General features: G+C 66.3%; 16 protein-coding genes and 1 tRNA gene. 7 read left to right on the top strand and 10 right to left on the bottom strand.

Going from position 1 to position 12894, the window contains the following annotated elements:
- Nucleotides 1-52: 52 nt before the first annotated feature.
- Nucleotides 53-898 (bottom strand): acyl-CoA thioesterase, encoded by an 846-nt coding sequence (locus tag HUU94_RS06055; protein ID WP_174274202.1) that lies wholly within the window; start codon nucleotides 896-898, stop codon nucleotides 53-55.
- A gap of 287 nt (nucleotides 899-1185) precedes the next feature.
- On the opposite strand from HUU94_RS06055, the gene HUU94_RS06060 reads away from it, so the two are divergent.
- From HUU94_RS06060 to HUU94_RS06070, 3 genes are all read left to right on the top strand, one after another.
- The gene (locus tag HUU94_RS06060; RefSeq protein ID WP_174274203.1) at nucleotides 1186-2037 is read left to right on the top strand and encodes an alpha/beta fold hydrolase; all 852 of its coding nucleotides are present in this window, start codon (nucleotides 1186-1188) and stop codon (nucleotides 2035-2037) included.
- The gene (locus HUU94_RS06065; RefSeq protein ID WP_254601997.1) at nucleotides 2030-2575 is read left to right on the top strand and encodes a cupin domain-containing protein; all 546 of its coding nucleotides are present in this window, start codon (nucleotides 2030-2032) and stop codon (nucleotides 2573-2575) included. The genes HUU94_RS06060 and HUU94_RS06065 overlap by 8 nt, the downstream gene beginning before the upstream one ends.
- A gap of 350 nt (nucleotides 2576-2925) precedes the next feature.
- Entirely contained in the window at nucleotides 2926-3186 is a 261-nt protein-coding gene (locus HUU94_RS06070; RefSeq protein WP_174274204.1) for a hypothetical protein, read from the top strand.
- Between the two features lie 188 nt (nucleotides 3187-3374).
- Here the strand turns inward: HUU94_RS06070 and HUU94_RS06075 are convergent, their stop codons facing one another.
- The 3 genes from HUU94_RS06075 to HUU94_RS06085 form a co-directional block, all read right to left on the bottom strand.
- On the bottom strand, nucleotides 3375-3821 hold the full coding sequence (locus tag HUU94_RS06075; RefSeq protein ID WP_174274205.1) for a MarR family winged helix-turn-helix transcriptional regulator: 447 nt from the start codon (nucleotides 3819-3821) through the stop codon (nucleotides 3375-3377).
- A 173-nt stretch (nucleotides 3822-3994) separates the two neighbouring features.
- On the bottom strand, nucleotides 3995-4852 hold the full coding sequence (locus HUU94_RS06080) for an alpha/beta fold hydrolase (RefSeq protein WP_174274206.1): 858 nt from the start codon (nucleotides 4850-4852) through the stop codon (nucleotides 3995-3997).
- Nucleotides 4853-4878: 26 nt separating this feature from the next.
- A complete protein-coding gene (locus HUU94_RS06085) occupies nucleotides 4879-5604 on the bottom strand; it encodes an IclR family transcriptional regulator (RefSeq protein ID WP_174274207.1) in 726 nt (241 codons plus the stop codon).
- A 99-nt stretch (nucleotides 5605-5703) separates the two neighbouring features.
- Here HUU94_RS06085 and HUU94_RS06090 point away from each other — a divergent pair, with 99 nt between their 5' ends.
- Nucleotides 5704-6657 (top strand): TauD/TfdA dioxygenase family protein, encoded by a 954-nt coding sequence (locus tag HUU94_RS06090; protein ID WP_174274208.1) that lies wholly within the window; start codon nucleotides 5704-5706, stop codon nucleotides 6655-6657.
- Nucleotides 6658-6682: 25 nt separating this feature from the next.
- Here the strand turns inward: HUU94_RS06090 and HUU94_RS06095 are convergent, their stop codons facing one another.
- Genes HUU94_RS06095 through HUU94_RS06105 form a run of 3 tightly spaced genes read right to left on the bottom strand, consistent with a single transcriptional unit; the run spans nucleotide 6683 to nucleotide 9286 of the window.
- Nucleotides 6683-7678, bottom strand: a complete 996-nt coding sequence (locus tag HUU94_RS06095) for a cyclase family protein (RefSeq protein ID WP_174274209.1) — start codon at nucleotides 7676-7678, stop codon at nucleotides 6683-6685.
- Nucleotides 7679-7696: 18 nt separating this feature from the next.
- Nucleotides 7697-8065: a VOC family protein gene (locus tag HUU94_RS06100; protein ID WP_174274210.1), complete on the bottom strand. Its 369-nt coding sequence runs from the start codon at nucleotides 8063-8065 to the stop codon at nucleotides 7697-7699.
- Between the two features lie 48 nt (nucleotides 8066-8113).
- Nucleotides 8114-9286, bottom strand: a complete 1173-nt coding sequence (locus tag HUU94_RS06105; protein ID WP_174274211.1) for a thiolase family protein — start codon at nucleotides 9284-9286, stop codon at nucleotides 8114-8116.
- A 343-nt stretch (nucleotides 9287-9629) separates the two neighbouring features.
- Here HUU94_RS06105 and HUU94_RS06110 point away from each other — a divergent pair, with 343 nt between their 5' ends.
- The 3 genes from HUU94_RS06110 to HUU94_RS06120 are packed head-to-tail and all read left to right on the top strand — an operon-like array spanning nucleotide 9630 to nucleotide 11561.
- Entirely contained in the window at nucleotides 9630-10568 is a 939-nt protein-coding gene (locus HUU94_RS06110) for an NAD(P)-dependent oxidoreductase (protein WP_174274212.1), read from the top strand.
- Entirely contained in the window at nucleotides 10565-10891 is a 327-nt protein-coding gene (locus HUU94_RS06115) for a cupin domain-containing protein (RefSeq protein WP_174274213.1), read from the top strand. The genes HUU94_RS06110 and HUU94_RS06115 overlap by 4 nt, the downstream gene beginning before the upstream one ends.
- 4 nt (nucleotides 10892-10895) lie before the next feature.
- The gene (locus HUU94_RS06120) at nucleotides 10896-11561 is read left to right on the top strand and encodes a hypothetical protein (RefSeq protein ID WP_174274214.1); all 666 of its coding nucleotides are present in this window, start codon (nucleotides 10896-10898) and stop codon (nucleotides 11559-11561) included.
- A 55-nt stretch (nucleotides 11562-11616) separates the two neighbouring features.
- Here the strand turns inward: HUU94_RS06120 and HUU94_RS06125 are convergent.
- From HUU94_RS06125 to HUU94_RS06135, 3 genes are all read right to left on the bottom strand, one after another.
- Nucleotides 11617-11691 (bottom strand) — tRNA-Phe (locus tag HUU94_RS06125).
- Nucleotides 11692-11728: 37 nt separating this feature from the next.
- A complete protein-coding gene (locus tag HUU94_RS06130) occupies nucleotides 11729-11920 on the bottom strand; it encodes a DNA gyrase inhibitor YacG (protein WP_438827109.1) in 192 nt (63 codons plus the stop codon).
- On the bottom strand, nucleotides 11898-12893 hold the full coding sequence (locus HUU94_RS06135; protein WP_174274215.1) for a ribonuclease: 996 nt from the start codon (nucleotides 12891-12893) through the stop codon (nucleotides 11898-11900). The genes HUU94_RS06130 and HUU94_RS06135 overlap by 23 nt, the downstream gene beginning before the upstream one ends.
- Nucleotide 12894 lies beyond the last annotated feature (1 nt).

Consider the following 12894-nt stretch of genomic DNA (forward strand, 5'->3'; position numbering starts at 1 on the left):
CGTTGAGGTGGAAGCGCCATGCGCTTCCACCGAGACGAGAGAGGAAGCAAGGTCAGCGCCGCCGCAGGCTGATCTCCTGCGCCGACGAGGCAACCAGCCGCCCGCCCCGATCGAAGATCAGGCCGCGCGCAAGCCCGCGCCCGGCACCCGCCCAGGGGCTGTCGGTGCGGTGGAGCAGCCAATCGCCGACGTCGACGGGCGCGTGGAACCAGAGGTTATGGTTGAGCGATGCGACCGCAGCATCGCCACGCTGGCCGATGCTCGCCGTTCCCGCCAGCCAATAATCGGATGCGAAGGCGAGCAGGCATTCGTGCGCGAGCGGATCCGCGATCACCTGCGCCGAGGGCATGCGGAACCAGAAGTCCCGTGCGCGATCTTGGCTCGCGCCGAAGAAAGCCGCGTCGGGATCGATCAGCCGCAACTCGACCGGAAAGCCCCGCTGCACGGCCTCGACCAGTGAAAGCGGCAGGCGATCGGCATTGACGGCGACGAAATCTCCCAGTCCGATCGCGGCCTCCGGCAGCGGCACGCCCGCGATGCCGTCCCGCTGGTGAATCTCGCCATCCTCCGGATCGTGAAACGAGCACAGCAGATCGAAGATCGGCCGTCCGCTTTGGCGCGCCAGCACGCGCCGCACCGCGAAATGGCGGCCGTCCCGAAGCCGCTCCACCGCATAATCAACCGGCTCGGCCACATTGCCGGGCCGCAGGAAAACCGCCGAGAGATTGTGCGCGCGCCATTCGGGGACGGTCGCACGCGCGGCGGCCAGCGCCTGGCAGAGCGGCTGCCCGCCGAAGATGATACCGGCGCGATTGTCCTGATTACGGATGCTGCGCAGCAAATCCGGACCGACGGGCTCCAGCGCCAGCAGTTCGGATGCGGTCAGTACGTCGGTCATCGCCGTGGGACACCGTCCGCTCCGCCGCCCCTGTCCTGGCCATCTCCGGAGAGCTTGTTGTTCGTAAACATCGTCATCCCGTCATCCGGCGCCTGTAAGAAAGGGGCTCGCTCCCATCGCCATGACGATGCGGTACGCGCGCGACAACGCCCACAGCCATCGCTCCCACGATCTCGGCAAAGAACGGACGTGCCACGGTGCGATCGGCCCCGGTCGCGTTTGGCGGGGAAGGTGACAGACGTGGCGTGGACAGGCATCGCGGCTCGACCAACAACGGAAGAGTTCAAATGGAGCGGGTGGAGTTCGAAGGCGCGGGCGTTACCATCGTCGGCGATGCCGTCGGGCCGGAAGGCGGCCTGCCCGTGCTGTTCCTCCACGGCGGCGGCCAGACCCGGCAGAGCTGGGGCAATGCGATCCGCGAAGCCGCGCGGCGGGGGTATCGGGCGATCACGCTCGATCTGCGCGGTCATGGCGAAAGCGGCTGGGCGCCCGATGGCGTTTACGCGCTGACGGCGTTCGCGGACGATGTGCGGCAGGTGATCGAAACCTTGACCGCTCCGCCCGTGCTGGTGGGTGCATCGCTCGGCGGCCTTACCGCTCTGTTGATCGCGTCGGCGCCGCCGCCGGACGTCGCCGGGCTCGTGCTGGTCGACGTAGCGACGCGGATCGAGGAGGAAGGCACGCGGGAGATCGGCGGCTTCATGGCCAGCGCGCCGAACGGCTTCGCTTCGCCCGAAGAGGCCGCCGACGCGGTTTCGGCCTACCTTCCGCACCGTCCGCGACCCAAGGATACGTCGGGGCTGATGCGCAACCTCCGCCTGCGCGAGGATGGCCGCTATCATTGGCATTGGGACCCGGCGTTCATGCGGCCCAGCCTGGACGCGCCACGGCCGGACCCGCGCCTGTTCGAGGATGCCGCCCGCAGGCTCAAGGTGCCGACCTTGCTGGTGCGGGGCGGCCGCAGCCGGGTGCTCAGCCGCGAAGGCGCGCAGGCCTTCGTCGATCTTGTTCCGCACGCGGAATGGGTGGACGTCGCGGGCGCCGATCACATGGTCGCCGGCGACGCCAACGACAGCTTCAACGATGCGGTATTCGCATTTCTCGGCAGGCATGGCGGCAAGGAGAGAGAGAATGGCTGATACGGCAATGACGCACGAGGGTTTCGGCATCTACCGTGCCAAGGACGCACCGGGGCTCTCGGAAGCGGGCTGCATGGCAATCGATCCGATGACGCCGGTCCAGCGTGCGGGGGTGGAAAAGGCGATGGCGGCGGGATTGCTGGACGGCGATGACGTCCGGCTGCTGGTCAATATGCCGGGATTCAGCCTGACCCGCGTATGGTTCAAGAAGGATTATCCGCTGCCCTTGCACAGTCACGACGTCGATTGTCTCTACCATATCGTTGCCGGAAGCCTTCGCCTGGGCACCGAAACGCTGGGTCCGGCCGACAGCTTCTTTCTTCCCGCCGGCGTTCCCTACACCTATCGGCCGGGGCCGGACGGCGTGGAACTGCTCGAATTCAGGCATGAAATGCGGTTTACGTTCAAGAACCTCGCCAAGGGCGAAGCTTTCTGGACCAAGGCCGCCGAAGTCTGTTCGGCCAACCGCGAAGCATGGCGGGTCGCCGCGCGGCCGACCGATGCGATCACCGCATCCACCCCGGCAGAGCGTGAATGAGGCACGACCGATCCTGATGGCGCGGGCCGCTTGAGACCTCGCTGACCACAGCGCTTTGCGCTCGACCAAGTTCGGCATCCGCGAGGGATATCGCGAGGTCGCCCGGCAATCACGGCGTAGTCCGACGCCCGGCCCGTTTCCGGACAGCCTTGCCCGGCCGAAACTCCATGCGCCCGTCAGTGCCGATTTCGGGTCTGGCACATTCGCCATTTAACACCACATGGCGATCACCCTATTGCGCAACGCAGCAAATGGGGCTTGACACATTATGCCTTGCTGTTAATAAGCCAGCTATTGAGTTTTCGACGACCAATCCTGGTGTCGAAAAGTGCTAATTTTGGAGGTTTCCGATGCGCCGTCTGCTTTTGATCAGCCTTCTTGCCGTCGCAGCGCCCGCGTTTGCGGCAAATGAGCCAGTCGCCCACCGCGGCGATATGCTGCGCGACAGCAACAATGCGCGGCTGGGTTCCATCGCCAGCGTTCGCAGCGACGGATCGGTCGGTCTGATCCTCAACTCTCGCATGGTGATCGTTCCCGCGAGTTCGCTGAGCGTCGTCGACGGAAAGCTGACGACCAAGCTCAGCAAGACCGAAATCGCCAGCAGCAACTGATACCAGCCCGCTACGCGAGAGGCCCGTGTCACCTTCCTCGATAGGGAGGGTGCTGCGGGCCTTTTTTCGTAACGGGCAAAACGGTTGGCCGCGGAGGTGGCGTGCCTAGAGGCTGTCCTGTTCAAGCGGAAACGTTACCCCGGCCTTGAGCCGGGGTGACGACAGTTGAACGGGCAACAGGACAGACTCTAGCGGCTGACGACCAGCGGCGAGGGTACATCGATATCGTCATCGTCCAGGCTCGGCGTGCCCGCCGGTGGCGCTTGGACCATGTTGTCGACAAGCCTTTGGAGCAAATTCGAAAGCATCGCCCGCTCTTCCTCGGAAAAATTCTGTAGGCTGATCCGCTCTTCTTCTTCGCCGATCGCGCCCAGCGTCTTGAGGATCGGCGCCGCGCGCGGGGTTATGTAGAGGTGGTTGGCGCGGCGGTCGGCAGGGCTGGCGCGGCGTTCCACCACGCCGGAGGCCTCGAGCCGATCGATGATGCGCCCCGCCGTGACCGTGTTGATCTCCAACTGCGAGGCGACCTCGCTTTGGGTCGCGCCTTCCGAGACGGCGATCGTCGCGATCATGCGCCACTGCGCGCGGGTCAGGCCGACGGCGCGTGCACGCGCATCGAACCGCGTCCGTGTCATGCGCGCCAACCAGGAGATATTGAAGGGTATCGATGGCTCTGCGGCCATATCGTCTCCGCTTTGGCGTTATATTTTATCCTAGCTGCCACGACTGCGCTTGACCAGCAACCGGCAAGTCGCGATTCGTATAGCCGGCTACCGCCAAACCGATCTCGGTCCGGCTCCGCGGCCGATCAGCCGGTAAAGGCCAGTAGCTGTGGCGCGAGCGCTGGCCAGCCTTCGAACAGGCCACGGCCTTCCGCGCGGGCGGCAGCGGACCGCCGGTTCCATTCGTCATCCGGCCATGGCGCGTCCACCAGTTGCACGCCCGGAATCATCTCGGCCACCCAGTCGCTCGTCTGCCGCGTATGCGCCAGGTCGCTCCTGCCGTTGCGCATGAGCAGCACGGGCATCGTCAGCTTCGCGAAATCGGCGGCGGTCATCCCCGGCACCGGGGTGCTGTCGGTCGGTGTATAAAAAGAGGCCCACTGCTGCATCTTGGCGATAAAGGCATCGCAATCCTGCCGCAGGATGACGTCGCGATTGGCGGGATTGCGCGCGATCTGCTCGGCCCATGCGGGCGCGGCCGCCACGGCCGCCATCCCGCCCTGGCTGGCGGCGACCGCCGATTCGCCGCAATAGAACATGCCGAGCGTCATCAGCCCGATCACGCCCCCGCTGACCCACCACAACGCCAGATGCGAGACGCTTTCCGGATCGCGTGAAGCCGCGATCAGCGAGACACGGGAACCGGCGGAACCGCCCGCCAGCGTTACCCGGCCGAGACCGAGCGCGCGGATCAATCCAAGCAGCGTATCGGCATGGAGCCCGGATTCGCTTTCGGCATCGAAGCTGATGTCCGATGCTCCGCAATTCGGCCGATCCCATAACAGGACGCGTCTGCCGCCGGCGACGAGCGCCTCGGCGAGCTGCGGCAATCCGGGACTGTCCTTCGCGAACCGGCCTCCGGGGGTCAGCACGATGACCGGCGCGTCCGATGGACCGAGCAGTTCATACTCGATTTCAAGCCCTTCGATATTGGTCCGCGCCATCGCACTCTCCTTCAATGTCGTTTGTTTTACGAATCGTCACGTTGCGGGATCGGTGGCACCGCCGCCGTTGCCGCGCCGGAGAGTTCGCGGGCAGCCTGCAGCACCAGCATGCCGATTCGCTGATAGGCCTCGGGCGCGAGTCGGGAACGCGGGGCCGAGAGCACGACCGCTCCGATCGGACGATGATCCACTTCGAAAATGGGTGCGGCGATGTTGATCGAATTGCCGTCCGTTTCGGTTTCGTTGACGGCGAAGCCGTTCCGCAGCGTCTCCTCGAAACTGGCGGCGAGAATCGGATCAGCCGTTCCACCGAGCAATTCGGCCTGCCGAGCGGCCGTAAGGTAGGGCAGCACCGCCCGGCCCGTCGCACTTTCGCGCGTCAGCACGACCATGCCGATATAGGGCGCGGTTCGTAGCACCTCGCGGCTCTCGAGCACTTCGATCAGAACGAAACGGCCGACATCCGGAACGGAAAGCGCCACCGTCTCGCCCGTCTGGTCGCGCAGCTTCGTCAAGATCGGTAAGGCACGCTGGCGAAGGCCGCTGCGGGCATGCGCGACATGCGCGACCAGATGGATATGCCCGGTTAGCTGCCAGCGCCTGGATGCGCCGGGGGCGGCATCGATCCAGCCTTCGTCGGCAAGCGTCAGGATCGCGCGCTGAACCGCGCTTTTGTCCTCCTCCATCGATCGCGCCAGTTCCGACACGCCGACCGGCTGCCGATTGGCGATCTGTTCCAACACCGCAAGCATGCGTGTTCCACTCTTGCTGCTCTTGACCGCCATAACCAATCCGCGTTAGCATGTCACATATAGAGCGTCCATATCACATATTGATACAAGGTATTAGAAATGGCGATCAAGGTCAGCCCGCTTTCGGATGATGTCGCGTTCGGCGCCCGCATTTCCGGCGTCACCAGCGCGGTTCTTGGCGACGAACGGGTTCGCGATCAGATCAGGACGGTGTTCGAAGATCGGGGCCTCATCCTGTTCGAAGGCGTCGAGCCATCGGGACGGATGCACGTCGATATCAGCAACGTGTTCGGCCAGCTCAAGGATCACCCCGTCCCCTCGGTCGCGCGCGTCGATCAGGAAACCATGCCGGGCGTGATCGACATGCCGCACTATCCGGAGCTCGGCGGTTTCGTGGAAATCGAGGGACAAACGCTCGCGTCCTGGCTGCCATGGCATTTCGATCATTGCTACAATAACGAGCTCAACCGCGCCGGCGTGTTGCGGGCGATCACCGTCGCGCCGGAGGGCGGGCTGACCCTGTTCGCCGATGGCGTGCAGCTCTACCGATCCTTGTCGCCCGAGCTTCGCGCCCGGATCGAAGGCTGCAACATTCTGTACACGCTCAATCTGGCGTTCGATGATATGCGGTTCGGCCGGCCGCCCACGCTGCGCGTGCTGGACGTGCGCGAGAGCCAGAAAGAGGTGATCGACTACGCCAAGACCCTGCCGCGTGCGGTCCATCCCGCGGTATGGACGCGTGCCGATGGCGAGAAAGTGCTCCACATCTCGCCATGGATGTCGGCCGGGATCGAAGGGCAGGAAGACGATGCGGGCGATGCGCTGCTGCATGCGATCTGCGACGAGATCGCCGAAAAGGTTCAGCCTTATGCCCACCGCTGGTCAACCAACGATATGCTGATCTGGGATAATTGGCGGATGCTTCATGCCGTTTCGGGCATGGATCCGAGCTACTCCCGCCGGATGCAGCGCACGACCATCAAGGGCGATTATGGCCTAGGCTATTTCGAGAATGGCGGCGTCGGCGACAAGATCCTCGAAATGACGGTCTGACGAGCCGGCGAAGTCCTCCGACCTCTCAGACCGTCCCGACCGGCGTGGCCGGCGATCCCACCGCGCCGGGCAGGTTCAGCGGCGGTGCGGTCAGCAGGAAATGCGCCCGGCGATGCGTCGCGAGCCAGGGCGCGATGCCGCCGAACCACCATAGCTCGCCGAGATGGATGCCGAGCTTGACGAGGCAATGCTCGTGGAGCGGATTGCGCGCCCGATCGGTGCAGCGCTCGGCGCCGGCGACCTTCTCGACCATCGGATTATCGGCACAGATCGCGGCAAGACCCGACCGGTCTATCCAGTCGAGCAGCGCCCGGTCGCTGCCGTCCAGTCCCGGACAGGCGGCCATCGCCGCAGGATCGACATGCTTGCCATCCCGCAGCAGCAGATCCGCATAGCCCGAATACAGGCAGAGGAAATCGCCCTCCTCCACCGCAGCGCCTTGGGCGGCCATCGCCGTCCTCAAGGCCTCATGGCCGACAAGCCCCGCCGGATTTCCCGCTGCGCGGATATCCACCAGCACACCGCGGCCCTGCACGCATGTCCGCGCCAGATTCTCGATCCCCAGCGCCTTCGCGTGCGGCGGCGTGCCCGCGCCCGGCTGCACGAAATCCGTGTCCGATCGATAGCCATTGTAGAAGATATGTTCGGCGACGCCGTCGGCGTCGGCGTCGAAGCTCACGCCATAATGGCTGAGCCCATCCCATTGCGACGAATATTGCAGGTCCATCGTCACGCGATCGTCGTTGATGATATCGGTGTTGCCGCCGCCGATCGTCCAATCATACATCGCCCGGCTATCGCTGCCGGTCGTCGCTGCCAGCGTGGGGGGATGGCGGCCGGGGAAAATCTGGCTTTTCGGGTGGTCGAGCGGCAGGCCGAGCAGAAACGCATGCCCCTCGCGCGCCTCGGCGATCGCCCTCAGGCGCACCTTCGGCGTCACCAGATTCATCCGGCCGATCTGGTCGTCCTCACCGAATGCGCCCCAGTTCGAGCCTTCGGGTCGTCGAAGCCAGCGTCCCATGCGGCCAGGGTATCCGGGTCAGCCCAATTTGCAGGCGCAGAGTTTGTTGCCGTCGAGATCGCGGAAATAGGCCATATAGAAGCCCGGTCCGCGCTCGCCCGGAGCGCCCTCGTCGGTCGCCCCCAAGTCCATCGCCTTGGCATAGAAGGCGTCGACCGCGGCGCGATCGGGCATGTCGAGCGCGATCATCGCGCCATTGCCGACCGTCGCGGCGCCGCGATCGAAAGGCTGCAAGACCCCGAGCACCAGCTTTCCGTCACGCGCGAACAGCGCGCCGCCGCGCGGGTGATCCATCATCTTGGTCGCCCCCTGGGTGCCGAGCAACGCGCTATAGAAAGGTATCGCCTTATCGAGATCATTCGAGCCGATGGTCGCATAGCTGATCATTGTCGAAGCTCCTCGTTGTCATGCAGCGCAGATGCGCGGAAAAGCGCGTCAAACTTCGATCAGCACCGCGCCGGCCTGGCCGCCGCCCGCGCACATCGCCGCGATGCCCAGCCCGCCGCCCCTACGCTTGAGATCGTTGATGAGCGTGATGATCATGCGGCCGCCCGAAGCGGAGATCGGATGACCGATCGAGCAGCCGCTGCCCGAGACGTTCACCACCTCCTCGTCGAGGCCCATCGTCCGGCATGCGCCGAGCGGGACCGCGGCGAACGCCTCGTTGATTTCCCACAGCTTGATGTCGCCGGCCTTATGGCCGGTCCGTCCCAGCAGCTTCTCGGCGACGAGCGGCACCGATACGCCCGTCCGCGCCGGATCGATGCCGAGCGACGTCCAGCCGAGGATCTTCGCGAGCACCTGCCGCCCCTCGCTTCCGGCGATTTCAGCGCTGGCCACGACCAGCGCGGCAGCGGCATCGTTCACGCCGCTCGAATTGCCCGCGGTGATCGAAAAGCCCTCGATTTCGGGATGCAGCACGGCGAGCGCCGCGAGCTTTTCCATCGAGGAACCGCGACGCGGATGCTCGTCGATCAGGAAATCACGCTCGGATCCGTCGGCGTCGCGCACGCGGACCGGCACGATCTCGTCGACGAAATGCCCCTTGTCGATCCCGGCGATCGCGCGCTCATGCGAACGCAGCGCCCAGGCATCGAGCTCCTCGCGGGTGAGGCCGACCTCCTTGGCCGCGTTCCAGCCGACCGTGATCGACATGTCCTTGTTCGGCGCGTCCGGCCGATCCGGATGGGTCGCGGGGAACCACCAATCCTGCCATTCGCCGGTCCAGGGATCGCGCTGCTGCATCCGCGGCGTCATGGATGCGCTCTGCACCCCCCCGGCGACGATGACATGCTCCATCCCAGATGCGATCGCGCCGGCCGCGATGCCGACCGCCGAAAGCCCGCCGGCGCAATGCCGGTTCACCGCCATGCCCGCCGCTTGCATGATCCCGAGTTCCACCGCCGCATGACGCGCGATCGCCCCGCCGCCGGCCAGCGACTCGGCGAGCACGACGTCATCGATCCGCGCGGGATCGAAGCCCGAACGCTCGATCGCCGCGCGAACCACGATCGCGGCGAGCGTTTCGGGCGGCGTATTCGCCAGCGAACCCTTGCGCGCGGTGCCGACCGCGGTCCGCGCCGCGCTCACGATCACGGGGCTGGTCATCGTCACTCTCCTAGATTTTCGTGGACCCTACGCCTTTGTCGGCGATGTGGCACGTCGATCGGTGTGCGTTAAGCCCCCTCTCGATCATCGCCGGGGCGGCGTTCGCCTCAGGGACGATGGAAATCAGCTTTCACGCGCGCGAGCCTCGCTTTCTGTTGAGATCATCGTCGTGATGGGCAAGGTAAGCGGCAAGACGCGTGGTTACGGCGTTTCGGACGGGATAGGAGCGGGTCATGTCTGGCAGGGCGATCGCGATCATGGCGGCGAGTGAACGGGTCGAAGCTTTGCCGCGACCGCCCTCCGCCGCCCGGATCACGCACCGGCTGCCGAAGGCCTGAATCCCATGGCGAAACCGGCACTGCTGTTGTGGACGCCCAACATGGGCGCGATGGTCGGTTCCGCACTGGAGGAACGGTTCGATCTGATCCGGCTATGGGAGGCGGAAGACGCGGACGCGGCGATCGATGCGCGCGCTGCGGACATCGTCGCCACGCTTACCATCAAGGAGCCCATCGGCGCCGCGCTGCTGGATCGGCTGCCGAACCTGCGCGTGATCGCAGTTCCCGGCGCGGGATATGAGGGCGTCGACGTCGCCGCCGCGCGGGCGCGGGGCATCGTCGTCGCGAATGCCGGGGATACGCACAGCGGCGACGTGGCCGATCAGGCGGTCGCGCTCGCGCTGGCTTCGCTCCAGCGCCTGTTCGAGATGGACGCCTGGACACGCGCGGATCGCTGGCGGCGCGAAGGATTGCCGCCACGGCGGCGTTCTCTGGCGAGCGAGCGCTTCGGCATCGTCGGCCTTGGCTATATCGGCGCGGCCATCGCAACGCGGCTCGCGCCTTTCGGCGGGGATGTCGCCTGGTGGGCGCCACGCGACAAGGAGGCACCGTGGCCGCGTCTGCCCAGCCTTCTGGCGCTGGCGCAATGGTGCACCACGCTGATCGTCGCGGCGCGCGGCGATGCTACCGGGCTGATCGATGCCGATGTCATCGCGGCGGTCGGATCGGATGGCCTGATCGTCAATATCGCGCGCGGCGCGGTGATCGACGAGGATGCGCTGATCGCCGCGCTGAAGGAGGGACGTCTCGGCCGCGCGGCGCTGGACGTGTTCGCCGAGGAGCCGACGCCGCCGGCGCGCTGGGAGGGCGTGCCCAACGTCATCCTCGCGCCGCACGTCGGCGGCCTTACCAACGAGGCGATGGCGCGGCTGCGCGACGCGGCGATCCACAACCTCTTGACCGCGCTGGATGGCGGGCCCGTCGTCAACGAGATTTTCGCATGACCCGGATCAGCAGCGCGCCGCTCGGCGATGTCGGCACCAAGCTTCTGCACGAGGACGATCGCGTGAAGATCTGGGAAATGCGGCTGGAGCCTGGGCAGGAAAGCGACGCCCATCAGCATCTGCTCGATCATATCATCGTGGTGATCGAGGGAGAGCGGATCGCGGGCATTCCCCATGAGCAGGCGACGGGCCGCTCGGCGCGCTATATCGAGGCGGACGTCAAGCCCGGCCAATGGTATCGCCAGAAACGCGGCGGCATCGAGGTGGCGAAGAATATCGGCGGCACCCTGTTTCGCGAACTTCTGATCGAGCTAAAGGACTGAGCCGATGGCGGATCGCACCTCCAGCAGCTTCGGCCATCTCGCGCTCCATTATCGCGAAGCTGAAGACGGGCCGCGCGCGGCGCGCCTGCTGGAAGCGCTCGGCTTCTCGCCGAGCTATTCGACCGAAGGCGCGGGCGGACGATTCTGGCATTTCGTGATCGATCCGCAAGCGGAGGGCGGGACGGATCGCATCCTCTACCTGATCCGCATGCCCGCGCCGCTTCGAGCGGTCTATGACGCGATCGATGTGGGCCTGACGGGCTCCGCCGAAGTGGCGGCGCTGCGCGAGGCGCAGGCGAAGGATCCGGAACTCGGCTTCCACGCGGCGGTGCTGATGCACTCGCTCGAAGAGCTGGAGGCGTTGGTGCAGCGCGTGGCGGCCATCGCCGCCGAGGATCCCGAGCTGGCGGGGCGGGTACGGCTGACGCTCAATCGCGCGCGTCCGGGCACGCCGGCGGTCGATGCGCGGATGGATGCCTCGCCGGTGTTCGCGCAGGCGACGCGGCATACCTACGGTCCCAACGGGGTGCAGGTGTTCGTCGAGACCGACCTGATCGCGGGCGGCCCGATGGGCGACAATTGGGTTTTCGAATTCGATTATGTATTCCCGGGCTATGAGGAAAACATCCTCAACCGCCCGACCCCCAAGGCCCCGTTGGTCTCCGCCTGACGACCAGCGCCGGCAGGACAAGCGGATCAGATGCGCGGATGCCGATGCGGGATGATGGTGCCCAGGGGCGGAGTCGAACCACCGACACGACGATTTTCAGTCGTCTGCTCTACCACTGAGCTACCCGGGCTTGGGCTCTTCGCAGAACCGAGCGGCGCCTATAGGGACTAGCCCTCGTCCCTGTCCAGCCCATCCAGCGTTTCGGGATCGGCAGGCGGCCCGGGCAGGCGATGGCCTTCCGAAAGCCATTGCAGAAGGTCACGATCCTTGCAGCCCTGGCCGCAGAAAGGGGCGTAAGCGGCGATGGCGGGCTTGCCGCAATTCGGGCAGCCTTCTCTAGGCATGGTCGCGCTGGGCATGGCCCGCCGATATGGGACGCCCGGCTTCGGCCCGCAAGCGAAGCGCCGTCCCGGTGCGGCGGCGGAGTTCCTCCAGCCAGGCCGGATTTGCCTCCAGCCGATCGATGACGACGGGTGCCGCCACCAGCTCGACGGAGCCTCGCCCGCCGGCGCGTTCGGCGCGGCGCAGCAGGCCGCGCGCGGCAAAACCGATGCGATCGGCGGCGATCCGCTCCATCAGCGAGGGGCGCGTGCGGCGGCGGACGATCTGAAGAAAGCCGAAGCCGTTGACCGCGGTGCGCTCGAACGGCTGCGGCAGCACCTGATCCAGCGCCTCGGCGGCGGCGATGCGATCGGCACGCGCGGGGGTGGTCGGCAGATCGATGCCGATCGATCCGGCGAGATCGAAACGGCGGATCGTCTCCCCCGCCAGCTTCGCGCCCGCGACCGCGAGCGCCGCGGCGGCCCCGCCGCCATCGACATCGATCAGCACCATTGCCGGCGTCAGGCTGATGTGCAGCAGCGCCGATGGACGCGCGACGAGGCCGCTTGCCGCCTCCTCCAATAGCTCCGACCAGCCATGCTCCTCGAGCGTATCGGCGGCGGCGCGAAGCGGTTCGACGGCGAAGCCCGTGGCGACGATCTGCGCCAGCAGATCGGGGCCGGGCGCGGGCACGCCCTCCGCGAGTAAGCGCACGCGCATCGGCTTGGCGCGGTGCGCCTCGCCCAGCGCTTCGCGGATCACCTCCACCATCAGCTTGCAGCCCTCGGCAAGGCTAGGAGGAAGATCGAGGATCTCCGCCTCCAGGCCGTCGGCAAGCAGAACCCTGCCCCGGCCGGTGGCATCGGCGCGCGCGCGCAGCCGCGCCTCGGCGATCGTACCGACCCGAGGGCCATCGCCTTCGGGCTCGATCCGCGCTTCGAGGATGCGGCCGCGATCCACGAGCGCGGCGCGGGCCTCGCCGATGCCGGCCTCGTAGAGCCAGCGCGGCATT

Source organism: Sphingomonas bacterium (assembly GCF_903644055.1).
Lineage (GTDB): Bacteria > Pseudomonadota > Alphaproteobacteria > Sphingomonadales > Sphingomonadaceae > Sphingomonas_I.

Bases quoted from the DNA above. Each gene is read 5' to 3' on its own strand.
- HUU94_RS06075 (WP_174274205.1), bottom strand. From the start codon at position 3,821: ATGACACGGACGCGGTTCGATGCGCGTGCACGCGCCGTCGGCCTGACC.
- HUU94_RS06110 (WP_174274212.1), top strand. From the start codon at position 9,630: ATGGCGAAACCGGCACTGCTGTTGTGGACGCCCAACATGGGCGCGATG.
- HUU94_RS06085 (WP_174274207.1), bottom strand. From the start codon at position 5,604: ATGCTTGCGGTGTTGGAACAGATCGCCAATCGGCAGCCGGTCGGCGTG.
- HUU94_RS06090 (WP_174274208.1), top strand. From the start codon at position 5,704: ATGGCGATCAAGGTCAGCCCGCTTTCGGATGATGTCGCGTTCGGCGCC.
- HUU94_RS06135 (WP_174274215.1), bottom strand. From the start codon at position 12,893: ATGCCGCGCTGGCTCTACGAGGCCGGCATCGGCGAGGCCCGCGCCGCG.
- HUU94_RS06105 (WP_174274211.1), bottom strand. From the start codon at position 9,286: ATGACCAGCCCCGTGATCGTGAGCGCGGCGCGGACCGCGGTCGGCACC.
- HUU94_RS06065 (WP_254601997.1), top strand. From the start codon at position 2,030: ATGGCTGATACGGCAATGACGCACGAGGGTTTCGGCATCTACCGTGCC.
- HUU94_RS06060 (WP_174274203.1), top strand. From the start codon at position 1,186: ATGGAGCGGGTGGAGTTCGAAGGCGCGGGCGTTACCATCGTCGGCGAT.
- HUU94_RS06080 (WP_174274206.1), bottom strand. From the start codon at position 4,852: ATGGCGCGGACCAATATCGAAGGGCTTGAAATCGAGTATGAACTGCTC.
- HUU94_RS06095 (WP_174274209.1), bottom strand. From the start codon at position 7,678: ATGGGACGCTGGCTTCGACGACCCGAAGGCTCGAACTGGGGCGCATTC.
- HUU94_RS06100 (WP_174274210.1), bottom strand. From the start codon at position 8,065: ATGATCAGCTATGCGACCATCGGCTCGAATGATCTCGATAAGGCGATA.
- HUU94_RS06120 (WP_174274214.1), top strand. From the start codon at position 10,896: ATGGCGGATCGCACCTCCAGCAGCTTCGGCCATCTCGCGCTCCATTAT.
- HUU94_RS06055 (WP_174274202.1), bottom strand. From the start codon at position 898: ATGACCGACGTACTGACCGCATCCGAACTGCTGGCGCTGGAGCCCGTC.
- HUU94_RS06130 (WP_438827109.1), bottom strand. From the start codon at position 11,920: ATGCCCAGCGCGACCATGCCTAGAGAAGGCTGCCCGAATTGCGGCAAG.
- HUU94_RS06070 (WP_174274204.1), top strand. From the start codon at position 2,926: ATGCGCCGTCTGCTTTTGATCAGCCTTCTTGCCGTCGCAGCGCCCGCG.
- HUU94_RS06115 (WP_174274213.1), top strand. From the start codon at position 10,565: ATGACCCGGATCAGCAGCGCGCCGCTCGGCGATGTCGGCACCAAGCTT.